This is a genomic window from Actinoplanes sp. NPDC023714 (assembly GCF_040639855.1).
In the GTDB taxonomy this organism is placed as follows: domain Bacteria; phylum Actinomycetota; class Actinomycetes; order Mycobacteriales; family Micromonosporaceae; genus Actinoplanes.
The window spans coordinates 686,623-711,190 of record NZ_JBFAAR010000001.1 but is presented as its reverse complement, the minus strand read 5'-3'; the positions used below and the strand labels follow the sequence as shown (position 1 = coordinate 711,190).

Below are 24,568 nucleotides of genomic sequence, written 5' to 3'. Positions count from 1 at the left end.
CACGCTTCGCATCTCCTGCCGTCGACCGGCCGAACCGCCCCCGGATACAGCACTACCGCCCGAGTTTCCCGGCTAGGGAAAGTTACGGGCGGTAGGACTGAAAAGGTTCACCAGAACCGTCCGGCACAGGACCAAGCGTAGTTCGCCCGCGCCTCATCGTGCCGGACCGGATCGGCCTCAGACGGTCTGCTTCTCCCGAAGCTCCTTGATCTTGGCCTTCTTGCCACGGAGCTCACGCAGGTAGTAGAGCTTGGCGCGGCGGACGTCACCACGGGTGATGACCTCGATCTTGTCGATCGCCGGGCTGTTGAACGGGTAGGTCCGCTCCACGCCGACGCCGAAGCTGATCTTCCGGACCTTGAAGGTCTCCCGCAGGCCGGCGCCGTGGCGGGCGATCACGACGCCCTGGAAGATCTGGACGCGGGAACGGTTACCTTCAACGACTCGGGCGTACACCTTGATGGTGTCACCGGCCCGGAAATCCGGGGTGTCGGTGCGCACCGACTGGGCGTCAAGAGCGTCCAGCGTGTTCATCGCTGCATCCTCGTACTAGGGGCGCACCGGGTGTTCGGCGCGCGGATGGCCATTCTGATCCCCCACCACTCAAGGGGATCCTCGTCCCTCTCCCGCGGCGCGGGTCGGAGACGGCAACCTCACTACTCTGCCACACCCGGCGGCGGGATCTGAAATCCGCCCTCCACCAGCGCCTTCCGGTCCTTCTTGTCCAGATTCTCGGGAGGGTAGGCCGCCCACATGTCGGGGCGCCGGGTCGCGGTGCGCACCATGCTCTGCACGCGCCGCCAGCGGGCGATCCGGCCGTGGTCGCCGGAGCGCAGCACGTCCGGCACCTCGCGGTCCCGCCAGGTCTGCGGTTTCGTGTAGACCGGCGCCTCCAGCAGGCCCGCCGCGTGCGACTCCTCGGTGAGCGAGTCGGCGTTGCCGAGCACCCCGGGCAGCAGCCGGGTGACCGCTTCCATGATCACGATGACCGCGACCTCGCCGCCGAACAGCACGTAGTCGCCGAGGGAGACCTCGCGCACCGGCATCCGGTCCGCGGCGTCGTCGATCACCCGTTGATCGATGCCCTCGTACCGGCCACAGGCGAAGATCAAATGATCAAGACCGGCCATTTCGTACGCGTCGGCCTGGGTGAACGGCTTGCCGACCGGGGACGGGATCACCAGGGTGGCCGACGGCGAGGCGACGGCGTCGAGCGCCTCACCCCACGGCTCGGGGCGCATCACCATGCCGGGGCCGCCGCCGTACGGGCTGTCGTCCACCGTCCGGTGCACGTCATAGGTCCAGGTGCGCAGATCGTGCACGGAGAGGTCGAGCGTCCCGGTCGTCCGCGCCTTGCCGATCAACGAGAGGTCCAGCGGTGCGAAGTAGTCCGGGAAGATCGAGATGATGTCGACCTTCACAGGTCCAGCAGGCCTTCCGGGAGATCGACGATCACGCGCCCGCCGGCCAGGTCGACGGTCGGCACGATCGCGGTGACGAACGGGATGAGCGCCGTCCCGCCGCCGGTCTTCGCCAGCACGATGAGGTCGGAGGACGGGGCGTGGTCGATCCGGGACACGGTGCCGTGCAGCGTGCCGTCGGCCGACTCGACCCGCAGCCCGATCAGCTGGTGGTCGTGGAACTCCTCGGGGTCCTCCGGCGGCGCCAGATCGGCGCTGTCCACCTGGAGATAGACACCGCGCAACGCCTCGGCGACGTTGCGGTCGGCGATGCCCTCGAAGACGGCGATGCCGCGGCCCTGATGCCAGCGGATCTGCTCGAGGACGAGCTGCTTGGGGACTTCGAAACGAGCCATGTCGGAGGGAGCGCCCGCCGGGCCGGCGCTCACCCGGCGGTCCCGGGGGACCTCCGTGATGAACACCGACCCGGCGGTGAAGCGTTCCTCGGGCTCGTCGGTCCGCACGACGACCGAGACCTCGCCCCGGATGCCGTGCGGTTTGCCGATCTGGCCGACGACGAGCAGCATCAGTAGGCGTCGACGATGTCTACGCGGATGCCACGACCGCCGATCGACCCGATCACCTGACGCAGGGCCTTGGCCGTCCGGCCGCCGCGCCCGATGACCGTTCCCAGGTCTTCCGGGTGCACGCGGACCTCGAGCCGCTTGCCGCGGCGCGAGTCGACCAGGCGGACCCGGACGTCGTCCGGGTTGTCGACGATGCCCTTGACGAGGTGCTCCAGCGCGGGCCGGAGCGCCCCGTCAGCTCGCGTCGGCGCCGGCACCGGCCGGGTCCTGTGCAGTCTCGGCGACGGCCTCGCGGTTCGGCTCGGCCGGGTCGGCGGCCTTGGTGTCGGCCGGGCGAGCCTCGGCGACCTCCGGAGCGGCGGCCTTCTTCGCCTTCGGCGTGGTCGCCGGCTTGGTGTCGGCGACACCGGCGGCGGCCTTCGCCTCCTCCTGGTAGATCTCGGTCCGGCTCTGCTTGCTCGGCGCGACGAGCAGCGGCGGCGGAGCCGGCAGGCCCTTGAACTGCTGCCAGTCGCCGGTCTTCTCGAGGATGCGCTGCACGGCCTCGCTCGGCTGGGCGCCGACGCCGAGCCAGTACTGAACGCGGTCGGACTTGACCTCGATGACCGAGGGGTGTTCCTTCGGCTGGTAGATGCCGACGTACTCGATGGCGCGGCCGTCGCGCTTGGTGCGCGAGTCGGCGACGACGATGCGGTACTGCGGGTTGCGGATCTTGCCCATCCGCAGGAGCCGGATCTTAACGGCCACGGTGTTTTCGCTCCTGATGACTGCGTGGGTGAAGCCGACCGGTACCCACGTGGGGATGCGGGACCGAAGCCTCGTGGACTGGCGTCACGATCAGGGGTTAGAGGGCGCCTGTCGCATGCCGGATACCAACAAGCCATTCTGCCAGATGAGAGGCCGGGAATCCCAACCGGGTCTCAACGCGCCGCCGGACGGTCCCAGCCCGGCGGGATCCCGAGCGGCAGCTCCTGGTCCGGGCCGGGCCGGAAGCCGGTCCAGGTCCCGTCGAAGGGGAACTCGCCGGCCTCGATCTTCTTGATCACCCGGCGGCCCTCGGCCCGGACCGCGTCCGGGTCCGGCACCCAGTAGTGCTCGGGCAGCGCCAGGCGCTCGGCGAACTCGTCCTCGTCCTTCCAGCGCCAGGTGCGGTCCGGCGCGGCCACCACGTCGAGGTCCTGGTCGACCACGTCGACGCCGGCCAGGTCACCGTCGTCCCAGCGGACCCCGTGCTCCTCGAGGTTGACGTACCACTCGCGGAACGCGCCCTCCTCGGTGCGGAAGAACCAGACCGAGTGCTCGCCCTCGGCCGGCAGGAACATCAGGATGGCCGGCCCGGCCCAGGTGGCCGGGACCAGCCGGCGCTCGGTGACCGACCACTCGGCGAACGACATGTCGCGCACGCCGCGGCCGTCCACCGCCGTCTCGTTGAGGACGGCCGAGCCGCGGGGCAGCCAGAGCAGCAGGCCGCGCTCGTCGTCGGAGATCACCCGGCAGGGCCGGACGTGGACCAGCCGGCCGCCCGAGAAGTTTCGGTAGACGACCGGCCGGCCCGCGACGAAACGCATTCTCAGTACGAGCGGCCCAGGTAGGCGATCAGGTTCGGCTCGTCGTCCGACTCCGGCATCGAGCCGTCCTCGCGGGTGAGGCACCGGACCGTGACGGCCTTGCCGTTCGCCTCCTTCTCGCCGGCCTCGCCGACCGCCGACCACGGCACCCTGGCGAACCCGGTCTGCGAGACCTCGATCGCCTCGCCCAGCGTCTTCACGTCGACGGTGCGCTCCTGGCGGAACGCCAGCGCGTCGTCGAAGAGGCGCTGCTGGTCGGCCTTGAGCGCGCTGGTGACCGCGCCCACCACGTCGGCGAGCGGGATCGGCGACTTGCTGCCGTCGATCCGGCGGGCCACCGTGACGTTGCCGGTCGCGAGATCCCGGGGGCCGACCTCGACGCGGATCGGGATGCCCTGCAGCTCCGCGTCGACCGCCCGGCGGCCGAACGGGATGTCCGCCCGGTCGTCGAGCTTCACCCGTACCCCCGCGGTCTTCAGCTCCTCGCTCAGCTCGACCGCCGCTTCGGTGACGCCCTCGCCCGCCTTGACCACCATGATCTGCACCTGGATCGGCGCGAGGCGCGGCGGAAGCCGCAGGCCGTTGTCGTCGCCGTGCACCATGATCAGACCGCCGACCATCCGGGTGGACGTGCCCCACGAGGTGGTCCAGGCGTGCTCGACGGTGCGCCCGGCCGACGAGTAGGTGATGTCGAACGCCTTCGCGAAGTTCTGCCCGAGCTCGTGCGAGGTGCCCATCTGGAGCGCCTTGCCGTCGCCCATCATCGCCTCGACGGTCATCGTGTTGGTCGCGCCGGCGAACCGCTCACCCTTGGTCTTCCGGCCGGGGATCACCGGGATGGCCAGGAAGTCCTCCATGAACGCCTGGTAGACGTTGCGGTGGATGTCCCGGGCGTGCTCGCGCGCGTCCTGCTCGGTCGCATGCGCGGTGTGCCCCTCCTGCCAGAGGAACTCGGTCGTCCGGAGGAACGTCCGCGGGCGGAGCTCCCAGCGCACCACGTTGGCCCACTGATTCAGGAGCAGGGGCAGATCACGGTACGAGTCGACCCACTTCGCCATGAACTCGCCGATCACGGTCTCGCTGGTCGGGCGGACCACCAGCGGCTCGGCGAGCTCCTTGCCACCGGCGTGGGTGACCACGGCGAGCTCCGGCGAGAAGCCCTCCACGTGGTCCGCCTCGCGGCGCAGGTAGTTCTCCGGGATGAAGAGCGGGAAATAGGCGTTCTGCACGCCGGCCGCCTTGATCCGGGCGTCCATGTCGGCCTGCATCCGCTCCCAGATGGCGTACCCCACCGGGCGGATCACCATCGTCCCGCGCACCGGGCCGTTGTCGGCGAGCTGCGCCTTGGCGATCAGATCCTGGTACCAGCGGGGAAAGTCCTCCGCACGGGGAGTGAGCACGCGAGCCATGAGGAGACATCCTAGTCTCGCGCCGTGCGCAACCTGCCGGGTGGGCGTCCCGTGTCCCTTTCTGTGAAGGTCGACTTCGACGCGTTCTATCGGGACACCTCCCGGCGGCTCATGCGTTATGCGTACGGGCTCACCGGTGATCCGGGCGAGGCCCAGGATCTGGTGCAGGAGGCGTACGCCCGGGCCTGGCAGCGCTGGCGCAAGGTCTCCGGGTACGAGGACCCGGAGGCGTGGCTGCGCCTGATCGTGAACCGGCTCTCCACCGACCGCTGGCGCCGGGTGTTCGTGCGCCGCAGCCACGCCGCCGCACAGCAGCCGGCCGCCTTCGTCCCGCCACCCTCCGAGGACGTCGTCCTGCTGGTCCGGGCCATGCGGACGCTGCCGCCCGCGCACCGCCAGGCGCTCGCGCTGCACTACCTGCTGGACCGCTCGATCGCGGAGATCGCCGAGGAGACCGGCGCGACCATCAGCACCGTCAAGTCGTGGCTGTTCCGCGGGCGGGCCGGCCTCGCCGCCGCCCTCGGCCTGGACGACCCGGAAGGAGTCCGCCGTGTTCGCTGACCTGGAGCGCATGTTCGCCGCGGCGGGCCGGCACGCCGACCTCCACCCCCTCGCCGGACTCGAGGAGGTGCGCCGGCGCGGCGACCGGCGCCGCCGCACCCGGGCCGCGCTGGCGGTGGCCGCCGTGGTGATCCTGGTCCTGGCCGGGGCCGGCATCGTGCGGCAGACCCGGCACGTCACGCCGATCCTGCCGGCCACCACGCCGGCCCGGGTCCGCGGCATGGAGCCGGTCGGCGAGCCGCTGCGCACGTCCGCCGTCGAGTTCTGGAACGGCGCCCGGATCGCCGGTTCGCACGTCGCCGCGATGACCTCCGGTGTCCGCGCCACGCTGAGCGGGCTGGACGCGGCCACCGGCAAGCAGGCCTGGACGTCGATCGTGCTCCCCCGGACCTCCCGGATCGACGGGTTCATCGCGACACCCCGCGCCCTCATCCTGAAGAACGACCCGGTCCTGCAGTTCAGCGACCCGGCGAACGGCCTGCTCCGGTGGGAGCTGCCGCTCGGCCGGGGCGACCGGATCGAGCTGCACGTCGACGTCATCGCCCGGATCACCGGCGACACCCGCGCGGTCGAGGGCTACGACATCGTGACCGGTCAGAGGCTCTGGTCGGCGCCGGCCGGCCCGGACCGCCCGGACCGGCTCGGCGGGATGCGGACCGCCGCCGACCCGAACGAGATCTCCGCCAGCGGGAACAGCCCGTTCAGTTTCATGAACGCCACCAAGGCGTTCCCGTTCACCGACGACCGTCTCATCGTGGTCACCGAGAAGGGCACCGTGATGATCCGGGACGTCCGGACCGGCGAGCTTCGCGCCACCGTGCCGGCGAAGGCGACCGGCGAGGGCGACGTCATCGGGTACGAGGGGATGGTCTACACCAGCGGGCCGGGGCGGGGCATCCTCGCCACCAGCACCGATCCCGGCTCGGGGCCGCCGGCCCTCGTCCACCGCGGCGCGAACGAGGGCTACCTCCCGTGCGGCCCGGACCGGCTCTGCGTCTTCGAGTCGCGCAGCCTCACCGAGTGGACGCACGGCTCCTACCTGCTCGTGATCGACGCGACCACCGGGCGGGTGCTGCGCGAGACGCCGGCGCCCGGCGGCTGGCAGGTCAACTCGGCCCGGCTCGGCCGCATCGTGCAGTCCGGGATGGCCGGCGCCGGCCACTTCACCGCGATCCTCGGCGACGACGGCGCCCTGCTGGCCGAGGTGCCGGGCGTCGGCGGGTTCATCGACGACGGCAACGTGCTCTCCCTGGTCCGGGACAACGCCACCGGCCGGTTCACCGCGGTGTCGACCTCGGCGGTGGACGGGCGGCGGACCGAGCTCGGGACCATGCCGGAGATCTCCGGGCGCTGCGACTGGAACGCCGAATACCTGACCTGCCCGACCGGCTCCGAACTGTGGACGTGGAGATTCCTCCGCTGACCCCGCAACCCGGCGCCCAGGTTCGTCGTGTCTGATCCCCGGAAAGGGCGGTGAGATGACGGGGACCGACGACTTCGACGCGTTCTACCGGGACACGTCCCGGCGGCTGACGCGGTACGCGTTCGGCCTGACCGGCGACCCCGGCGAGGCGCAGGATCTGGTCCAGGAGGCGTACGCCCGGGCCTGGCAGCGGTGGCGCAAGGTGTCCGGGTACGAGGATCCGGAGGCCTGGCTGCGGCTCGTCGTGAACCGGCTCTCCACCGACCGCTGGCGCCGGATCTTCCGCCGCCGCGACCACGCCGCGGCGCAACGGCCCGAGCCGCCGGCGCCGCCGCCGTCGGAGAACACCGTCCTGCTGGTCCGGGCGATGCGGGACCTGCCGCCGGCGCATCGGCAGGCGCTCGTCCTGCACTACCTGATGGACCGCACGATCGCCGAGATCGCCGCCGAGACCGGGGCGTCCACCGGGACCGTCAAGTCCTGGCTGTCCCGCGGGCGGGCCGGCCTCGCCGCCGCCCTCGGCCACGAATACCCGGAAGGAGCCCGCAGTGCCGGTTGATCTGGACGAGATGTTCGCGGACCTGAGCCGGGACGGCGACACGGTCCCGGTCGCACCGGCCGTGGCGGCCCGCCGGCGCGGCGCCCGGCGCACCCGCAACCGGGCCGTGGCGGCGGCGCTCGCCACGCTGCTGGCGATCGCAGGCGTGGGCGTGGCTGCCTGGCAGCGCGGCCACCGCGCCGAGCCGATCCTGCCGGCCACGCCGAACTCCCCGATCCGCGGCCTGGAGCCGCTCGGCGAGCCGCTCGACCTCGGCGGCGACCGGTACTGGAGCTACCCGGCCGTGTCCGAGGGCCGGGTGTACGCGGTCTCGATGCCGATGGCCGCCGGCGGCGACGCCCGGCGGAACCGGGGGGTGGCGGTCGCCGGACGCACCGGCGACATCCTCTGGAGCACCCTGGAAGACCTCGGCGACACCGACATACCGGTGCCGATCCCCGGCACCGTGCTGCTGCGGGAGGCCGCGCCGCAGCCGATCATGCATCTCCTCGACCCGGCCACCGGAGCGGAACGCTGGTCGCTGGTGCACGAGCTCGACGACGATCTGGTGTTCCACACCGACGTGCTGGTACGGGTGCACGCCGCCGACGGCCTCACCGAGGGCTTCGACATACGCACCGGCGAGCGGCTCTGGTCGGCGCCGGGCGGCGCGGACCGCCCGAGGTTCAACGCGGGCATCCCGGGCGGGAACGACGTACGCCGCTGGGGGCTGAGCAACAACGAGCCGTTCAGCGACGGATACATGTTCCAGCAGCTGACCAGCGGCCGGATGCTGATCCGGGACGTCCGCACCGGGGCGGTCCGCAACCGCATCGCCACGGTGCTGAACAGCCAGAGCGGGCTGACCACGGTGCACGACGGGACGGTGTTCTGGCCGGTCGGCGACGAGATCCGGGCCGCCGCGCTCGGCGACGACAGCACCGCACGGGTGATCTTCACCTTCGGCCCGGGCAAGGGCCCCCGGGGACTCTTCGGCTGCGGGGCGGGCCGGGTCTGCGTGGGTGAGGCGGCCGACGACGACGAGAAGGACTCCCGGGTGGTGGCAGTCGACGTCGACGCGGCCCGGACGCTGTGGACGGCACCGGCGAGCTTCATGTCCCGCGGCACCGCCCGGGCCGGCCGGATCCTCACCGGGAGCGGGCGCGGTGCCGCACTGCGCGACGACGCGGGCCGGGTGCTCTACGAGGGGCCGGGCGACATCGGCTGGATCGACGACGGCAACATGCTGCAGTTCCAGATGCGCCCGGACGGCAAGCGGACCACCGTCGCCGTGGTGTCGGCCGTGGACGGCGCCCGGACGGTTCTGGGCGAGTTCCCCAGCGGATCCTCCGCCATGGGGCCCGCCGGCCACTGCGCGTGGAGTGCCGAGACGCTCGCCTGCGTCGACGGCTCCCGCCTGGTCCGATACCGATTCACCCGATGATCATTTGATGACGGCTCCTCGCAGCACGATCCGGCGGGGGGCCTTCACCACGCGCAGGTCGGCGCTCGGGTCCGCGTCGTAGACCACCAGGTCGGCGAGGCCGCCCTCGACCAGGCCCGGGAAGCCGAGCCACTCCCGGGCCCGCCACGACGCCGAGGCCAGCACGTCCTCCGCCGGGATGCCGGCCTCGTGCAGGTAGAGCATCTCGTCGGCGGCGAGGCCGTGCCGGATGCCGCCGCCCGCGTCGGTGCCCACGTAGATCGGGACACCCGCCTCGTAGGCGGCCAGCACCACGGACGGGAACCGGTCGCGCAGGTGGAGCATGTGGTCCGCGTACCCGTCGAATTTGCCCCTCGCCGAGTCGGCGATCTTCCCGAAGGTGCGGATGTTGATCATCGTGGGCACCAGGGCGGTCCCCCGCCGGGCCATCTCGTCGATCAGGTCGAGGGAGAGGCCGGTGCCGTGCTCGACCGAGTCCACCCCGGCCCGCACCATGATCTCCACGCCCTCCTCGGAGAACGTGTGCACCGCGGCCCGGGCTCCCGCCGCGTGCGCGGCCTCCACCGCGGCGGCCATCGTGGCGGCGTCCCAGGAGGGGGCCAGGTCGCCGACACCCCGGTCGATCCAGTCGCCGACCAGCTTCACCCAGCCGGTGCCCGCCTTCGCCTGCGCGGTCACGGCGGCGGCCACGTCGTCGCCCGCCACTTCGACGCCGATGTCCCGCAGATAGCGGCGCGGCGCGGCCACGTGCCGCCCCGCGCGGGCGAGGCGCGGCACGCCCGGTTCGTCGTCCAGTTCCGGGTACGGGTACGGCGACCCCGCGTCGCGCAGCGCCAGAACCCCCGCGTCCCGGTCGATGACGGCCAGCTCACGGGCCTGATCGACGCTCTCGATCGGCTTCGCCCCGTACGCGATCCCGAGGTGGCAGTGCGCGTCCACCAGGCCCGGCACCACGAACCCGCCGTCGCTGATCGTCTCGGCCCCGGCCACCGGCTCGTAGGTGACCCGGTCGCCGACCAGCCAGATGTCCCGGACCTCGCCGTCCGGCAGAACCGTCCCGCGCACATGCAATGCCATGGGACAGTCCTACCTGATCAACCGTTCAGTTGTCCGGCCGGGCGACCGCCCGGATCCGGTCCCGCCGGCTCGTCCAGGCCGGGAGGTCGAGCGTGATCTCCCACGGCCGATCGACGGTGACCAGTTCAACGGTCTGCAGGAGCTGCTCGTAGTCGCCGCCCGGACCGAGCACGAACTGGCTCAGGGTGACGCGCCCGGCGAGCGGGTCGACGATCCAGTAGTTCCGGATCCCGACGTACGCGTACTTCTTCAGCTTGCCGTCGCGATCGAACTTCCTCGACGACTCCGAGACGACCTCGACGACCAGCGGGACGTCACCCGGACGGACCGGCGACCTGCCCGCGCCCTCCTCGTGGATGAGCACCACGTCGGGACGCAGCTCGTTGCGCCGGTCCAGCAGGACCGCCTGCTCGCCGTTGACGAGCACGTCGTCCGGACAGCGTTCAGCACACGCATGCGCGACCCGGAGTCCGATGTACTGATGGATGGGCGGAGCGTGGGGCGACACCACGAGCCTTCCGTCGATCAACTCATAGCGGAGGTCCTCGGGAAGGTCCGCGATGTCGTCGACGGTCAGGTCGTCTCGCCCCAGCAGGTGCTCGGCCTCATCCATGCCACTCACATCATTTCTTGTCGTCCTTCGGCGGCTTGCTCAGCTTGTTGAAGTCGAGCTTCGGCAGCTTGAAGCCGGGCGGCATGCCCCCGCCGCCGGCCAGGGCGTTCGGGTCGAGGCCCGGCGGCAGCTGCGGCATCCCACCCGGGAATCCGGCCGGCATCCCGCCACCGGCGCCGCCGACGCGGGGACGGTTGCCGCCCTTCGTACCCTTGCGCTTGTTCTTCGGGCTCTTGGTGGCCTTGCGGCGGCCCCCGGGCAGGCCCATCATGCCGCTCATCTGCTTCATCATCTTCTGCGCGTCGGCGAAGCGGTTGAGCAGCTGGTTCACGTCCATCACGGTCACGCCGGAGCCGTTCGCGATGCGCAGCCGGCGGGACGCGTTGATGATCTTCGGGGTGGTGCGCTCCTGCGGCGTCATCGAGCGGATGATCGCGGTCACCCGGTCGAAGTGGCTGTCGTCGAGCTCGGCCAGCTGGTCCTTCATCTGGCCCATGCCCGGCATCATGCCGAGGATGTTGGCGATCGGGCCCATCCGCCGGACCGCGATCAGCTGGTCCAGGAAGTCCTCCAGCGTGAACTGCTCGCCACCGAGCAGCTTGCTGGTCATCTTCTCCTTCTGGTCCTCGTCGAAGGCCTGCTCGGCCTGCTCGATGAGGGTCAGGACGTCGCCCATGCCGAGGATCCGGCTGGCCATCCGGTCCGGGTGGAAGACGTCGAAGTCCTCGAGCTTCTCACCCGTGGACGCGAAGAGGATGGGCTGGCCGGTGACCTGCCGGACGGAGAGCGCGGCGCCACCGCGGGCGTCGCCGTCGAGCTTGGAGAGCACCACGCCGGTGATGCCGACGCCGTCGCGGAAGGCCTCGGCGGTCTGCACCGCGTCCTGGCCGACCATCGCGTCGATGACGAAGATGACCTCGTCCGGGTTGACCGCGGCACGGATGTCGGCGGCCTGCTGCATCATCTCGGCGTCGATGCCGAGACGGCCGGCGGTGTCGACGATGACGATGTCCTTCGCCGTCCGCCGCGCGTGCTCGATCGAGTCCTTCGCGACCTGGACCGGGTCGCCGACGCCGTTGCCGGGCTGGGGCGCGTAGACGTCCACCCCGGCGCGGCCGGCCAGCACCTGGAGCTGGTTGACCGCGTTCGGCCGCTGGAGGTCGGCCGCGACCAGCAGCGGCTGGTGGCCCTGCGACTTGAGCCAGCGGGAGAGCTTGCCGGCCAGCGTCGTCTTGCCGGAGCCCTGGAGGCCGGCCAGCATGATGACGGTCGGCGGCTGCTTCGCGAACACGAGGCGCCGGCCCTCGCCGCCGAGGATGTTGATGAGCTCCTCGTGGACGATCTTGATGATCTGCTGCGCGGGGTTGAGCGCCTGGGAGACCTCGGCGCCGCGCGCCCGCTCCTTGAGGCTGGCGATGAACGCCTTGACCACCGGCAGCGCGACGTCGGCCTCCAGCAGCGCGAGACGGATCTCGCGCGCGGTGGCGTCGATGTCGGCATCGGTGAGCTTGCCCTTGCCGCGGAGTTTCGTGAAGATCCCGGACAGGCGGTCACTCAGGGTGTCAAACACAGCTGGACTTCCCGGTGGTCGAGAGTTTTGGCGTAGACCGCAAGCCTAGCCGTACCGCTCCGCGGTCACCGGTTCCGCATGCGGTAGGTCTTCGCGGCCGCCTCGATGCGCCGCTGGGTGCGGGTGCCCGGGGCCAGCTCGCGCTTGAGCCGGGCGTAGAGCCAGGCGCCGCCGCCGACCACGAGCGCTCCCACGATCAGGTAGTAGAGGAACCCGCCGAGCAGTGAGCTGACCACCCAGCCCACCACGATCACCCCGGCGATCAGTGCTGCCAGAAACGCCACAGCCTTACCCATCTCGGCCTCCCGCCGTCGTCGCGTTGCCGCTTTCCACCATGCAGTGCGCGCGCAACAACCCGCATCGGCCGAGACCCCGATCCGTTCCCCTAGGGGTGGGGTCTCCCGCAAACGGCCACAAGATGCCCATGAACCGCGTATACCGCATTTAAAGGGTGCAACTCCTGATATAGACCGCAACTTCCGTCTCATCCTGCGCGTTGAGTGCGTCGGCGGACCTGCGGCGAAAGGACGACGGCGTGACCCTGCGGCAGATCCTGCGGCTTGCCCCCTGGGCGGTCCGGCGACGGATCTTCACGTCGGCCGAGAAGCACCTGCTTCCGCGCATCGCCCCGGAACGGCGGCTCGCGGTCGCCCGTACCCTCATGCCCCTCGCACCCGGCCGGATGCCGCGCCGCGCGAGATCGACCCGCACCGGGGTCGCGCGGGTGCGCGGCGTCGCCGCGCGGGTGGTCGCCACGGCAACCCCCGCGGAGGTACGCCGGCAGAACCTCGACCGGGTCGCCCAGGGGCTGGACGCCGCCGGCGTCGACTGGTTCCGCCTGCCGGCGCCCACCCCGCTCGGCACCGTGATCGCGGTGACCGAGAAGGATCGCGACCGGGTCCTCGCCCTGCTGCGCGAGCTCGCCAAGCGCGACCACGGCCGGCTGCGCACCGTCCTGGCCGCCCGGCGCCGCGTCCCGAGGGTCGTCTCGGTCTGCTGGCCGGTCACCGACCCGGACGGCAGCATGCTCCTCGGCGCCGAGTACGCCTGCGAGGTCGAGTTCTGGCGGGAGAAGGACGGCCGGCTGATCGCGCCGCGCCGCAACCAGGTCGCCGACTCGATCCCGGCCGGCGAGCCCTCGGTGATCGCCCCCGAGCCGGTCTTCGGGCCGTTCAGCTCCCCCGACGACGTGACCGGGTACCGCACCCGGCCGGTCTTCACGGCGGTCGACCCGGACCGGATCGACTTCCCGATCGACGTGGTCTACACCTGGGTGGACGGCGGCGACCCGGCCTGGCAGCGCCGGAAGAACCGGGCCCTGGACGGCAACCCGTGGGTCTCCGGCGTGAACGCGCAGGCCGCCAACGACTCCCGGTACGCGAGCCGCGACGAACTGCGCTACTCGCTCCGCGCGCTGCACTGCTTCGCGCCCTGGGTCCGCCGGATCTTCCTGGTCACCGACGACCAGGTGCCGGCCTGGCTGGACCTCACCGACCCCCGGATCACCCTGGTCGGGCACCGGGAGATCTTCGGCGACACCGGCACGCTGCCGACCTTCAACTCGCAGGCGATCGAATCCCGGCTGCACCGGATCCCCGGGCTGGCCGAGCACTTCCTGTACCTGAACGACGACGTGATCCTGGGCCGGCCGATCACCCCGGACCTCTTCTTCACGCCGGGCGGGCTCACCAAGTTCTTCCCGTCGAAGGCGCAGGTCGACGTCACCCCGCACGCGCCCGGCGACCGGCCCGCCGACTCCGCCGCCAAGAACAACCGGCGGCTCATCGAGGAGGCGTTCGGCCGGGTGCTGACCCGCAAGATGAAGCACACCCCGCACCCGTCCCGGCGCAGCGTCATCGCCGAGATCGAGAGCCGGTTCGCCGACCAGGTGGCGGCGACCGCGGGACACCAGTTCCGGCACCCGGACGACGTCTCGCTGCTCTCCTCGCTCCAGCAGTACTACGCGTACCTGACCGGCCGCGCCGCCAAGGGCAACATCCGCTACCTCTACACCGACCTGGCGGCGACGGTCACGCCGCTGCGCCTCGCGCGGCTGCTCCGCGGCCGCAACGTCGACGCGTTCTGCCTCAACGACGTGGACGTGGCGAGCGCCGCCGCGGCCGACCAGGAAGCGCTGCTCGCCGACTTCCTGCCGCTGTACCTGCCGTTCCCGTCGCCGTTCGAGCTGCGCGTGCCGCGCCCCGCCACCGCCGCTCCGGCGCCGGCGATCGCCGCGCCGCGGCAGCCGCTGTCCGGTCGCCTGACTTCATCCTAAGGAGAACCGCCATGAGCTACGACGTCGTCATCCTCGGACTCGGGTACGTCGGCCTGCCCCTAGCACAGCAGGCCACCCGGGCCGGCCTGTCCGTCCTCGGCTTCGACGTCGACGAGACCGTGGTGCGCTCGCTCGCCGACGGGCAGTCGCACGTGGACGATTTGAGCGACTCCGACGTCGAGGCCATGGTGGCCGACGGCTTCCTGCCGACCACCGACGAGACGCTGATCGCGCAGGCCCGCACCGCTGTCATCTGCGTGCCCACCCCGCTCTCCGAGGGCGACGGCCCCGACCTGCGGGCCGTCCTCGGCGCCACCTCGGCGGTCGGGCGCAACCTGCGGCCCGGCATGCTCGTCGTGCTGGAGTCGACGACGTACCCGGGCACCACCGACGACGAGGTCCGCCCGCGCCTCGAACAGCTCTCCGGGCTGACCGCCGGCATCGACTTCCACCTGGCGTTCTCCCCGGAGCGGATCGACCCGGGCAACGAGGTGTACGGCGCGCACAACACCCCGAAGGTGGTCGGCGGATACACCCCGGCCTGCACGTCCGCGGCCGCCGCCTTCTACGGCCGCTTCATCGAGACGGTCGTGCAGACCCGCGGCACCCGCGAGGCGGAGACGGCGAAGCTGCTCGAGAACACCTACCGGCACGTCAACATCGCCCTGGTCAACGAGATGGCGCGGTTCTGCCACGAGCTCGACATCGACCTCTGGGACGTGATCCACGCGGCCTCCACCAAGCCGTTCGGCTTCCAGGCGTTCTACCCGGGACCCGGCGTCGGCGGCCACTGCATCCCGATCGACCCGAACTACCTCTCGCACAACGTCCGCACCAAGCTCGGCTACCCGTTCCGTTTCGTGGAGCTGGCCCAGGAGATCAACACCACGATGCCCGCGTACGTCGCCCGTCGCGCTCAGAACCTGCTGAACGCCGACGGCCAGGCCGTGCGTGGAGCGACCGTCCTGCTGCTCGGCATCACGTACAAGGCCAACATCGCCGACCAGCGCGAATCGCCGGCCGCACCGCTGGCCCGCCAGCTGTCCGCGCTCGGCGCCACCGTCGCCTACCACGACCCGCACGTGCGGACCTGGGACATCGGCGGGGTGCCGGTGTCCCGTACCGACGACCTCGAAGGCGCGGCCGCCTCCGCCGACCTGGTCATCCTGGTCCAGAACCACCGCGAGTACGACGCGGACCACCTGGCCCGCATCGCCAAGCGCTTCTTCGACACCCGCGGCGTCACCTCGGTCCGGGAGGCCCACCGCCTCTGAACCTGTTCTCCGCTCGCCACGGCCGCGCCCCTCCCCGGGGTGCGGCCGCGGTCGTCTCCGGCACGGCGACATCAGGCCGTGAAGGTCCACCTCGAATTGACGGCGTAGTTCAGCAGCGGGATCAGCACGATCGCCACGGCCTGGACCACCACATAGGGCCCGTGCAGCACCGACGACCCCACCCACAGCACCGCCGTGTTGAGCGAGAACGCCATGCCCGTGACGGCCAGGAACCGGGGTCCCGCCACCCCGTGCCGGCGGGACGAGCGGAAGACCCAGGCCCGCTGCAGCACATACGAGACGACGACGCTGGCGGCGAACCCCAAACCCGACGCCACGACCGGGGCGAGGCCCAGCAGCCGTACCCCGGCCAGCCCTGCCCCGAAGTGGGTGAGGGCGCTCAGGCCGCCGCTCACCCCGTAGCGGAACAGGCGGGCGATCAGCTCACCGTTCGGCATGCTGTTCGGGCACCAGCTGCTCGAAGACGCCGGCGGACCTCTCCTGGATCAGATACCGGGGGCGCCGGCGGACCTCCTCGTGGATCCGGGCCAGGTATTCGCCGATGACGCCGAGGCCGAGCAGGACGAAGGTTCCGGTGACCAGCAGCAGCAGGATGACGGTGGTGAACCCGGCCACCGAGCCGCCGCTGATCCAGCGCACCAGGGTCTGCACGCCGAGGACCACGGAGAAGAGCGCGAACCCGATCCCGGCCAGGGTCACCAGGTGCAGGGGCGCCGAGGTGAACGACGTCAGCCCGTTGACGGCGAGCCGGAACAGGCCGCGCAGCGTCCAGCGGGAGGCGCCGCCGGCCCGGTGGTCGATGTCGACCTCGACGGTGGCCCGGGTGAAGCCGATCCAGCTGCTCGTCCCGCGGAAGAAGGACGAGTGCTCGGGCATCTGCCGCAGCGCGTCCAGGGCGGGGCGGCCGAGCAGCCGGAAGTCGGTGGCGTTCACCAGGTCCACCCTGGTCAGCCCGGTGAAGGCGGTGTTGAACACCCGGGAGCTGAGCCGGTTGCCGAGGGACTGCCCGGTCCGGTTGCGCTTGACGGCCTCGACCACGTGCGCGCCGGCCTGCCAGCGCCGGACCATGGCCGGGATCGCCGACGGCGGATGCTGGAGATCCGAGTCGATCACCACGATGGCGTCGCCGCCCGCCTGTTCGAGCCCTGCCAGTAAAGCCGCCTCTTTACCGAAATTTCGGGACAGGCGCACACCGCGGACCCTCGCGTCGAGCCGCGCCCGATGGGCGATCCGCGACCACGAGTCGTCCGAGGAGCCGTCGTCGACGAGCACGAGCTCGTACCGCAGCCCGGCGCCCTCGAGCACCTCGCCGACCCGTTCCACGAACCGGTCGACGCCCTCACCCTCGTTGAAGATCGGCGACACCACGGAGATCAGCGGATCGTTCATCGGGAAGCCCTGTCAGAGGAGGAGGGAGATGGGGAGGCGCAGAACGGCACGCCCGCGAGCGCCCGCGCCGCCGCGTCCAGCGATTCGACGAGCCGCCTCTGCCGGGCCGGCTCACCGTCGAGGTTGCGCAGCGCCTCGGTGAGCAGCGCGCATCGACGCCCGTCGCCGGCCGGGCTCCGCTCGAAGCCGCCGACCGCGAGCGCGATCCGGTTGTCCAGCTGCGCCGACTGCCAGGAGGCCGCGACGTCGGCGTAGGCGCGGTTCGCCGTCGCCGTCACCGCCGCGCACATCACCAGCGAGGCGAGCAGCAGCGGCAGGTAGAAGCGGCGGGTAACCTTCAGCATCACCACGAGCACGAGCAGCATCCCGGCCGGCGCCGTCACGGCCGAGTCGCGCCATCCCTGCGTGACCAGGGCGCGCATGTCGAAGTAGTCGTGCACCTCGACGCTGAGTGCGGCCGGCATGGCGCCGAAGGCGAGAAGGGCCACGGCGGCGATTGCCAGGCCGGTGAGGGGTCCGGCGCCGGGCCGTTCGGCCCGGGCCACGACCTTGAGGGTACGGAGACCGAGCACTGCGATGACGGCCAGCACGACCACGGGTACCACGCCCCACAGCCAGGTGCCCGGCGTCTTCTCGGTGGCGGCCTGCCACTGGGCGGGCGGCAGCCAGGCCAGCATCCGGGCCGGCAGGACGAGCAGGGACCGGCCGTCGATCGTGATGTCCGAGCCGTGGTAGCAGCCGCCGTCGGCGCAGTACCCGCGGATGATCCAGCGCACGATCGCGAAGACCGGCAGGAACCCGGCCGCGAGCAGGGCGGCGAGCCGGACGCCGGCCGACCGCAGCAGGTCGCGGCCGCCGAGGCCGAGCACGAACCGGCCGCGGGCCAGCGCCGCGACGCCGGCGAGCGGCACGGCGAAGTACGCCGGCTCGTTGACGACCGCGAGCGCGCCCCCGGCCGTGACCGCCAGGACCGCGTGCCACCAGCGCATCCGCTCGAGCCGGCAGGCCGCCGCCGCGACGAGCAGGACCAGTGCCGTGGTGCTCAGGTAGAGCCCGCCGAAGAGGGTGGTGGTGCTGTTGGTGCCGGCGGCCACGAACCCGCCCGCCACGGCGTACGGGGAAAGGAGCGCGACCAGCGACGGCGCGGAACCGAACAGCCGCCCCCGGGTCAGCAGGCTCTCCGCGAAGATCACCAGCGCGATGGTGAGCGCGACGGCCGCGCCCGCCGTGACGACTCGCAGCATGATCGCCGGGGAGAGGTGCAGCTGCTCGGCGCCGAGCAGGACGAGGGTGTCGAGCGCCTTCTCCAGCATCCGGCCGAGCGGCCGGAAGTTGCCGAGGCGCAGGTAGGTCTCGCCGGTCCCGATCGTGTGCGTGACGATCCGCTGCGGGTGGTCGAGGAACATCCCGCCGTGCCAGTAGATGTTGAACCGGTGATCGCCGCGCGGCGCGACCGCCACGAGCGGCGCCATCACCACGAGCGGCACGAGCACGCAGCGGCGCAGGACATGGCCCCAGAGCCCCCGGCGGTCCGGGGCGTCCGCCGGCGGGGACGCGATGTCCCGGCCGGCGGATTGCTGGGGCAATGTCACGGTTTCGGCAGTCACGACTGAGGCAACGACGGCCGCCCGGGTGCGGTTGTGTCGATCTCCGCGAGCAGATCCGCGAGGGAGAGCGGCGCGTCCGGATCGACGAAGATCACCTGGGCGGCCTCGTGGTCCCGGGAGAGGTGGGCGAGCCGCTCGGCCAGCACCGTGTCCCAGGGCCGGTCCGGCCGGTGCTTCTGCCAGGTCAGGCGGTCCGGCAGGTACTCCAGGACCAACCCGGCCTTGCGCAGCAGCGAGAACGCCGGCTCGTCGGTGAGCACCACGGCCCGGTGGTCGTTCTCGACGAGCAGCCGCCGCCGGACCGCCAGCACGAAGTCGCGCAGCGCCGCCAGGTCCAGCCCGATCGCCACGTACAGGCGGGTCGGCAGCGGCGGCGCCGGTACCTTCTTCCGCCGCGCGGGCTTGCCCCGCACCACCAGCTTGCGCGAGGTGCGCAGCGGGCTGCGGGCGAGGGACACGAGGGTACGGCCGAGCCGGTACGAGCCGCTGGCCCGCAACCGCCGCACCGCCTCCCGCTGCTCGTCGCGCTCGCCGGAGACGGCCTCGAACCGGGACTGCCAGGCGTCGCGCTGCTGCTCGATCGTCCGCAGGCGGACGACCAGGGCGTCGACCCGGGCCGGATCGGTGAGTTCGGCGGGGGTGTCGGACATGGTCATACTCCGGGGGTTCGTCGGTCGGCCAGCTCGGACAGCCATCGGGCGGCCGCCGCGGCGCCGTTGCCGGGTCCCACCTCCGCGCAGCGCCGGCGGAGCCGTTCGCGGACGTCGTCGCGCACCGCCTCGGCCAGCACCCGGTCCAGGTCCTCGCTCTCCGGGTCCTCGACGATCAGCGCGGCGCCGGCCGCGGCCGCGAACCGGGCCCGGCTCACCTGGTCGTCCAGGGAGGTCTGCCGGTTCGGCACGAAGACCGCCGGTACGCCGAACGCCAGCAGCTCATGGAACGAGTTGTAGCCGGAAGCGCTGATCACCAGGTCCAGACCGCGCAGATACCGACTGATCGGGTAGAGCTTCACGAGATGTGCGCCGGGCACCGGCGGCATCGGCTCGGTGGCGATCGCGGACTCGGCGAGCACCACCTGGAACCCGGCCCGGCGCAGGTGCCCGGCGATCCGCGCGACCGGCGACGCGATGTCGTTGATGTTCCCGGCGCCGAGCTGGAGCAGCGCGGCCGGCCGTCCCGGGTCGAGGCCGAGCGCCGTGCGGGCGGTGGCCGGCTCGGCCAGCTCCTCGGCGTCCAGGTAGGTGATCGGGTCGACGGTGTGCACCCCGGCCCGGTCGGTCACGGTCGGCCCCTCGTCGGCGGCGGCCGCGAACTCGCCCGGCTCGAGGATCGCGTCGAAGTACCCGCCGCGCTCGATCCACTCGGCGCCGGTGTCCCGCCGCCACATCGGCCGGCGCACCCAGACCCAGGTGACGTCCGGCCGGGACCGGACCGCGGCCACGATGCCGTCGTGCGGGACGCTGTCCACCGCCACGACGGCCGGCTCGTGCAGGTCGACGAGGTGCTCGATGCGGCTCGTCAGCATGTCGGTCCAGCGCTGCCGGGGCAGCCTCAGCACGCTGCGGGACGGGATGTACTCGGTGAGGAAGCCCTCCCGGTGCGCCACCGAGGCGCCGTGCGACTGGGTGGCGATCACCGTGCGGGTGTCCTCCGGGAGCCGCCTGCCGATCGCCATGAGCCGGGAGAGGTGGCCCAGGCCGACGCCGTTGTCGCTGACCATGAGCACGCCGCGGGACCGGCGGGACGGCACGGCCGGGCGGTGCACCTCGACGTCGGTGCCCGGGCCGGGCGGGCGCACGCCCCGTTCGGCGAGGCGCGCCTCGTGCGAGGCGTACCCGAAGCGGGTCTCCACGAAGTCCCGGGCGCGCCTCGCCACCTCGCGGTAGCGCGCGGGGTCGGCGTGCAGCTCGCGGACGAGCGGCAGCACCCCGGCCGGGGTGGTGTAGAGCGCCGCGTCCCCGAAGATCGGCCGGAAGTGCTCGCCGATCAGCACCGGCACGCCGGCCGCCATGGCCTCCATGATCGTCCGGCCGAACGCCTCGACCAGGTCGGGGTCGTGGAAGTAGACGAAGAAGTCGATCGTGCCGAGGAACTCGCGGGGCGGCACCGAGCCGAACTCGACGACGTCCCAGCCGGCCGGGGTGCGGCCGAGACGCTCGACCGCGAGCTCGCCGCCGCCGAGCACCCGTACCTCGACCGCCGGATCGTCCGGGTAGGCCTGGAGCAGCTCCTCGGTGGTGCGCGGCCACTTCACCGGGTCGGGGCGCCCGTGCCGGCCGATCACCGGGACCGCGCCGAGCGGCCCGGGGCGTTCCTCCCACCACTCGGCCACGTCGATGATCTCGTGCCAGTCGGTGCCGGCCAGCGGCGCGTCCGGGGCGGACCGCAGCACCTCGGTACGGACCTGCGGGCTGATCGGCGACCATTCGATCCCCGTACCGAAGAAGCCCTCGATCCTGGTCCTGACCTCGGCGAAGTCGTAGTAGCGGGCCGGGTCGGCGGCGTCCCCCGGCGCCTGGTTGAGCACCATGACGGTGCGCTCGGCGACGACCCGGGGCACCGATGCCGGGTCGGCCGTGAAGATCCGGGGCTGGCGGAGCACGAACAGCTTCGCGCGGGTCACCTCACCCTCGACGGCGAGGTGCGCCGAACCGTCCCGGAGCAGCTCCACGATCAGGGGGTGGAAGGGGCGGTCCCGCTTCAGGTGCGGCGAGCGGACCTGGACCAGGACCGTGGACAGCCCGGCGCGGGCCTGGGCGCGCACCTCGGCGGCGATGCTGGCCGAGGTGCCGCCCGGGTAGCGGAAGTCCGAGAGGATCGCCACGTCGTGGACGTGCTCGGTCACGTGAATCTCCGTTGTTCGGCGTCCATGCCTGACGACGCCACAACGAACGGCGCTCGTCCGGCGTCACGCTCCCACCCACCCGGGCGTTGATCCCGTCGGCATCGCGATTTCACCCGGCAGGAGCACATGCGCAGGCTGCACACGACACCGGACGCGTACGGAACCGAGCTGCTGGAACGGCAGTGGCAGGAGGTGTCCGGCCCGTCACCGTCTTCCGGCGGGCCCGCCACCGCGGCCCTGCACACCCGCTCGGCCTCGGCGCGCGCGGTCCTCGCGTACGCGGCGGCCCGGCGCTCGGTCGACGATCTGATCCTCGGCGCCTACGAGGGACGGCTGTTCCCGGACGCCGACCCGTGGACGTTCGGCGAGCTCGCCCGCGTCGTCGCCCTCCAGGACCTGTGGCCCGAGGACCGGGCCGACGCCATGGTGCTGTTCGACTCGCTGCTGCGCACGTTCGGCGCGGCCGGGGTCGCCCCGCAGCACCAGGGCCTGCACGCGCAGCTCGCCTACGCGACCGGCGACCGGACCCGCACCGAGAAGCTGCTGGCCGACTATCCGGAGATCCCGGCCCCGGTACGGACCGCGCTCGTCGTGGACCTCACCACCGGCGAGGACTGGCTGGACCGGTTCCTCGGCCTGCTGCCGGCGCCCGGGTTCACCCTGGACGGTGAGATCGGCCCGCGGTTCGACCGGATCCGTTCGAACCCGGCCGCCCGGGTCGGGTCGGCGCACCGGATCACCACGATCGTGACGACGTACCGGCCGGGGCTGGCGCTGCTCACCACGGTCCGGTCGCTCGTCGCGCAGTCCTGGACCAACCACGAGATCCTGGTCGTCGACGACGGCTCCGGCCCCGGGCACGACGCCGTGCTGGCCCGGGCCGCGGCCCTCGACCCGCGGGTACGGATCCTGCGGATGCCCCAGAACGGCGGGACGTACCTGGCCCGCAACGCCGGCCTGGACGCCGCCACCGGGGAGTTCGTCACGTTCCAGGACTCCGACGACTGGTCGCACCCGCTGCGCCTGGAACGGCAGGCGGCCCCGCTGATCGCCGACCCGGCGCTGCTCGCCACCACGTCGGCCGGCATCCGGGTCACCGAGGACCTGGTCACCACCCGTCCGGGGGTCCCCGAGTTCCGGTCCTACAACCTGTCCTCGCTGATGATCCGGCGCGGGCCGGCCCTGGCGCGGCTCGGCTACCTCGACACGGTCCGCAAGGGCGCCGACGCCGAATACGTGGAACGCGCCCGCGCCGTCTTCGGCCGGCCCGCCGTCCACCATCTCGGCGGCGAACCCCTCGCGTTGATCCGCCTCTCCGGCGGCTCACTGTCCAGCGCCGACATCATGCCCGGCTGGATGCACCCGGCGCGGTGGGCGTACATGTCGGCTTTCCAGGCCTGGCACACCGCCGTGGCCGCAGGCCGCGCGGAAGCCCGGCGCCCCCGCGACCCGGGCGTCCCCCGCGCCTTCGCCGCGCCGCGCCGCCTCACCCTGCGCCCGCTGGACCGGGACGCGCCCATGCAGCTCACCGCGACCGCCGAGACCCACGACTACGACCTCATCCTGGCCGCCGACTGGAGCGCCCAGGAGGGCATGACCCGGCCGATGGGCGAGCGGCTGCGCGCCGCCGCCGTGCCGGGACGCCGGGTCGCGGTGCTGCACATGAGCCTGCTGCGGCACGTCACCGGCCGGCCCGCCAACCTCGACCCGGACGTCCAAGCCCTGATCAATTCCGGACGTGTCGGCCAGGTCATGCTCTCCGACGACGTGATCGCCCGGCTGGTCGTCGTGCAGGACCCGGCGCTCGTGGCGTTCGCGCCCGGATACCCGTCCGCGGTCCGCGCCGACCGCGTCGTCATCGAGGCGGACCCGGCCTGGGGCGACGCGGCCTTCCACTGCGAGGCCGAGGCGCGCCGGCTGTTCGGCGTCGAGCCCTGGTGGGCCCCGGCCGGCGCGGCCGACCGCCACCAGTTGGCCGGCGGCCCGTTCGGCATCCGGCTCGCCAAGGCCGACCTGCCCGGCACCATCGACCCGGAACGCTGGCGCCTGCACCGCACCGGCCCGCGCGCCGACCGCCCGGTGATCGGCCGGATGCTCTTCGACCGCCCCGGCGCCACTGTCGCGGCCGAATGGCTGCGCCTGCGCGAGGCCCTGCCCGCCTCCGGAGGACTCGACGTCCGCGTCCTGGCCCCGGCGCCGCCGGCGAAGCTGCCCGGCAACTGGCTGGTCTACCGGCCCTCCGACGTGGCGGCCCGGCAGTTCCTCCACCAGATCGACTTCTACCTGCACCTGCCCGCCGACGACCGCACCACGACCCTCGACCCGGAACTCCTCGCGGCCCTCGCCGCCGGCTGCGTCCCGGTCCTCCCGCACCGGTTCCGGCCACTGCTCGGCCCGGCCGCCCTCTACTGCGAGCCGGAGGAGGTCGTCCCGGCCGTCTCCCGCCTGCACCGGAGGCCCGACGCCTTCATGACGCAGAGCCGGAGGGGCCTCGACCTGGTACGCCTCGAACACCACCACGGCCGGTTCGCGGCTGCTCTGGACACTCTGCTGCTGCCGGATCTGCCGGCTCTGCCGCGCGCTTAGGTTCTCCTCTCGAGGAGCGTCGGTGGGGCTGTCCGGCCGGGCGTCCACCGACACCGACCGGCCGCTGGATCGGCCCGAACAGCACCGCCCGAGCCGGTATCGGGCCCGGCGGGCTGAACGCCAGGGTCGCGTCGGCGCCCGAAATGCCGCACCCCCGTACAGCCCGCCAAACCGGCTGAACGCCAGGGTCGCGTCGACGCCCGAAATGCCGCACCCCCGTACAGCCCGCCAAACCGGCTGAACGCCAGGGCCGCGTCGACGCCCGAAAAGCCGCACTCCCGTACAGCCGCCAAACCGGCTGAACGCCAGGGCCGCGTCGACGCCCGAAAAGCCGCACTCCCGTACAGCCGCCAAACCGGCTGAACGCCAGGGCCGCGTCGA

Annotated in this window: 23 protein-coding genes; 7 read left to right on the top strand and 16 right to left on the bottom strand. The window is 72.2% G+C overall.

The genetic code is table 11. The features are described from left to right. Positions 1–177 precede the first annotated feature (177 nt). The 7 genes from rplS to proS form a co-directional block, all read right to left on the bottom strand. Positions 178–534, bottom strand: a complete 357-nt coding sequence (gene rplS, locus AB0G10_RS03440) for a 50S ribosomal protein L19 (RefSeq protein WP_127543064.1) — start codon at positions 532–534, stop codon at positions 178–180. A 122-nt stretch (positions 535–656) separates the two neighbouring features. After that, positions 657–1,421 (bottom strand): tRNA (guanosine(37)-N1)-methyltransferase TrmD, encoded by a 765-nt coding sequence (gene trmD / locus AB0G10_RS03435; RefSeq protein WP_360915787.1) that lies wholly within the window; start codon positions 1,419–1,421, stop codon positions 657–659. After that, positions 1,418–1,984, bottom strand: coding sequence for a ribosome maturation factor RimM (gene rimM / locus AB0G10_RS03430; RefSeq protein ID WP_360917941.1), 567 nt, complete (start codon positions 1,982–1,984; stop codon positions 1,418–1,420). The genes trmD and rimM overlap by 4 nt, the downstream gene beginning before the upstream one ends. A gap of 2 nt (positions 1,985–1,986) precedes the next feature. Then, on the bottom strand, positions 1,987–2,244 hold the full coding sequence (locus AB0G10_RS03425; protein ID WP_014447131.1) for an RNA-binding protein: 258 nt from the start codon (positions 2,242–2,244) through the stop codon (positions 1,987–1,989). Next, positions 2,222–2,734, bottom strand: coding sequence for a 30S ribosomal protein S16 (rpsP, locus tag AB0G10_RS03420; protein ID WP_360915784.1), 513 nt, complete (start codon positions 2,732–2,734; stop codon positions 2,222–2,224). The genes AB0G10_RS03425 and rpsP overlap by 23 nt, the downstream gene beginning before the upstream one ends. A 173-nt stretch (positions 2,735–2,907) precedes the next feature. After that, positions 2,908–3,555 carry a DUF402 domain-containing protein gene (locus AB0G10_RS03415; protein WP_360915781.1) on the bottom strand — a complete coding sequence of 216 codons (648 nt, stop codon included), beginning with the start codon at positions 3,553–3,555 and terminating at the stop codon, positions 2,908–2,910. Between the two features lie 2 nt (positions 3,556–3,557). Further along, the gene (gene proS, locus AB0G10_RS03410) at positions 3,558–4,964 is read right to left on the bottom strand and encodes a proline--tRNA ligase (RefSeq protein WP_360915778.1); all 1,407 of its coding nucleotides are present in this window, start codon (positions 4,962–4,964) and stop codon (positions 3,558–3,560) included. A gap of 51 nt (positions 4,965–5,015) precedes the next feature. Between proS and AB0G10_RS03405 the strand changes: the two genes are divergently transcribed. The 4 genes from AB0G10_RS03405 to AB0G10_RS03390 are packed head-to-tail and all read left to right on the top strand — an operon-like array spanning position 5,016 to position 8,930. After that, on the top strand, positions 5,016–5,525 hold the full coding sequence (locus AB0G10_RS03405) for a SigE family RNA polymerase sigma factor (protein ID WP_360915775.1): 510 nt from the start codon (positions 5,016–5,018) through the stop codon (positions 5,523–5,525). Continuing rightward, positions 5,515–6,948 (top strand): PQQ-binding-like beta-propeller repeat protein, encoded by a 1,434-nt coding sequence (locus AB0G10_RS03400; protein WP_360915772.1) that lies wholly within the window; start codon positions 5,515–5,517, stop codon positions 6,946–6,948. Before AB0G10_RS03405 ends, AB0G10_RS03400 begins: the two co-directional genes overlap by 11 nt. Positions 6,949–7,003: 55 nt before the next feature. Then, complete coding sequence (locus AB0G10_RS03395; protein ID WP_360915769.1) at positions 7,004–7,507, top strand: SigE family RNA polymerase sigma factor; 504 nt, start codon at positions 7,004–7,006, stop codon at positions 7,505–7,507. After that, positions 7,497–8,930 (top strand): PQQ-binding-like beta-propeller repeat protein, encoded by a 1,434-nt coding sequence (locus tag AB0G10_RS03390; RefSeq protein ID WP_360915766.1) that lies wholly within the window; start codon positions 7,497–7,499, stop codon positions 8,928–8,930. The genes AB0G10_RS03395 and AB0G10_RS03390 overlap by 11 nt, the downstream gene beginning before the upstream one ends. Here AB0G10_RS03390 and AB0G10_RS03385 read toward each other — a convergent pair whose 3' ends face one another. The 4 genes from AB0G10_RS03385 to AB0G10_RS03370 form a co-directional block, all read right to left on the bottom strand. Continuing rightward, positions 8,931–10,007: an amidohydrolase family protein gene (locus tag AB0G10_RS03385; RefSeq protein ID WP_360915763.1), complete on the bottom strand. Its 1,077-nt coding sequence runs from the start codon at positions 10,005–10,007 to the stop codon at positions 8,931–8,933. 25 nt (positions 10,008–10,032) lie between these two features. Further along, on the bottom strand, positions 10,033–10,620 hold the full coding sequence (locus AB0G10_RS03380; protein ID WP_360915760.1) for a Uma2 family endonuclease: 588 nt from the start codon (positions 10,618–10,620) through the stop codon (positions 10,033–10,035). Between the two features lie 10 nt (positions 10,621–10,630). Then, positions 10,631–12,190 (bottom strand): signal recognition particle protein, encoded by a 1,560-nt coding sequence (ffh, locus tag AB0G10_RS03375; protein ID WP_360915758.1) that lies wholly within the window; start codon positions 12,188–12,190, stop codon positions 10,631–10,633. A gap of 65 nt (positions 12,191–12,255) precedes the next feature. Beyond that, positions 12,256–12,486, bottom strand: a complete 231-nt coding sequence (locus AB0G10_RS03370; RefSeq protein ID WP_360915755.1) for a hypothetical protein — start codon at positions 12,484–12,486, stop codon at positions 12,256–12,258. 239 nt (positions 12,487–12,725) lie between these two features. Here AB0G10_RS03370 and AB0G10_RS03365 point away from each other — a divergent pair, with 239 nt between their 5' ends. Continuing rightward, a complete protein-coding gene (locus tag AB0G10_RS03365) occupies positions 12,726–14,465 on the top strand; it encodes a stealth conserved region 3 domain-containing protein (RefSeq protein ID WP_360915752.1) in 1,740 nt (579 codons plus the stop codon). Positions 14,466–14,476: 11 nt separating this feature from the next. Then, positions 14,477–15,739: a nucleotide sugar dehydrogenase gene (locus AB0G10_RS03360; RefSeq protein ID WP_360915749.1), complete on the top strand. Its 1,263-nt coding sequence runs from the start codon at positions 14,477–14,479 to the stop codon at positions 15,737–15,739. 71 nt (positions 15,740–15,810) lie between these two features. Here AB0G10_RS03360 and AB0G10_RS03355 read toward each other — a convergent pair whose 3' ends face one another. The 5 genes from AB0G10_RS03355 to AB0G10_RS03335 are packed head-to-tail and all read right to left on the bottom strand — an operon-like array spanning position 15,811 to position 21,601. Beyond that, the gene (locus AB0G10_RS03355; protein WP_360915746.1) at positions 15,811–16,197 is read right to left on the bottom strand and encodes a GtrA family protein; all 387 of its coding nucleotides are present in this window, start codon (positions 16,195–16,197) and stop codon (positions 15,811–15,813) included. After that, positions 16,184–17,149: a glycosyltransferase family 2 protein gene (locus AB0G10_RS03350; RefSeq protein ID WP_360915743.1), complete on the bottom strand. Its 966-nt coding sequence runs from the start codon at positions 17,147–17,149 to the stop codon at positions 16,184–16,186. The genes AB0G10_RS03355 and AB0G10_RS03350 overlap by 14 nt, the downstream gene beginning before the upstream one ends. After that, positions 17,146–18,741, bottom strand: a complete 1,596-nt coding sequence (locus AB0G10_RS03345) for a hypothetical protein (RefSeq protein ID WP_360915740.1) — start codon at positions 18,739–18,741, stop codon at positions 17,146–17,148. Before AB0G10_RS03345 ends, AB0G10_RS03350 begins: the two co-directional genes overlap by 4 nt. Positions 18,742–18,752: 11 nt before the next feature. Next, positions 18,753–19,406, bottom strand: a complete 654-nt coding sequence (locus AB0G10_RS03340) for a hypothetical protein (protein ID WP_360915737.1) — start codon at positions 19,404–19,406, stop codon at positions 18,753–18,755. A gap of 2 nt (positions 19,407–19,408) precedes the next feature. Beyond that, positions 19,409–21,601, bottom strand: a complete 2,193-nt coding sequence (locus AB0G10_RS03335; protein ID WP_360915734.1) for a glycosyltransferase — start codon at positions 21,599–21,601, stop codon at positions 19,409–19,411. Positions 21,602–21,727: 126 nt separating this feature from the next. Here AB0G10_RS03335 and AB0G10_RS03330 point away from each other — a divergent pair, with 126 nt between their 5' ends. Next, a complete protein-coding gene (locus AB0G10_RS03330; protein ID WP_360915731.1) occupies positions 21,728–24,187 on the top strand; it encodes a glycosyltransferase family A protein in 2,460 nt (819 codons plus the stop codon). Positions 24,188–24,568: the final 381 nt, after the last annotated feature.

What these genes read in the sequence shown, in the direction of transcription:
- rplS (WP_127543064.1), bottom strand. Translation starts at nt 534, where the DNA reads ATGAACACGCTGGACGCTCTTGACGCCCAGTCGGTGCGCACCGACACC.
- AB0G10_RS03415 (WP_360915781.1), bottom strand. Translation starts at nt 3,555, where the DNA reads ATGCGTTTCGTCGCGGGCCGGCCGGTCGTCTACCGAAACTTCTCGGGC.
- proS (WP_360915778.1), bottom strand. Translation starts at nt 4,964, where the DNA reads ATGGCTCGCGTGCTCACTCCCCGTGCGGAGGACTTTCCCCGCTGGTAC.
- AB0G10_RS03395 (WP_360915769.1), top strand. Translation starts at nt 7,004, where the DNA reads ATGACGGGGACCGACGACTTCGACGCGTTCTACCGGGACACGTCCCGG.
- AB0G10_RS03385 (WP_360915763.1), bottom strand. Translation starts at nt 10,007, where the DNA reads ATGGCATTGCATGTGCGCGGGACGGTTCTGCCGGACGGCGAGGTCCGG.
- AB0G10_RS03380 (WP_360915760.1), bottom strand. Translation starts at nt 10,620, where the DNA reads ATGGATGAGGCCGAGCACCTGCTGGGGCGAGACGACCTGACCGTCGAC.
- AB0G10_RS03370 (WP_360915755.1), bottom strand. Translation starts at nt 12,486, where the DNA reads ATGGGTAAGGCTGTGGCGTTTCTGGCAGCACTGATCGCCGGGGTGATC.
- AB0G10_RS03360 (WP_360915749.1), top strand. Translation starts at nt 14,477, where the DNA reads ATGAGCTACGACGTCGTCATCCTCGGACTCGGGTACGTCGGCCTGCCC.
- AB0G10_RS03355 (WP_360915746.1), bottom strand. Translation starts at nt 16,197, where the DNA reads ATGCCGAACGGTGAGCTGATCGCCCGCCTGTTCCGCTACGGGGTGAGC.
- AB0G10_RS03350 (WP_360915743.1), bottom strand. Translation starts at nt 17,149, where the DNA reads ATGAACGATCCGCTGATCTCCGTGGTGTCGCCGATCTTCAACGAGGGT.
- AB0G10_RS03340 (WP_360915737.1), bottom strand. Translation starts at nt 19,406, where the DNA reads ATGTCCGACACCCCCGCCGAACTCACCGATCCGGCCCGGGTCGACGCC.
- AB0G10_RS03330 (WP_360915731.1), top strand. Translation starts at nt 21,728, where the DNA reads ATGCGCAGGCTGCACACGACACCGGACGCGTACGGAACCGAGCTGCTG.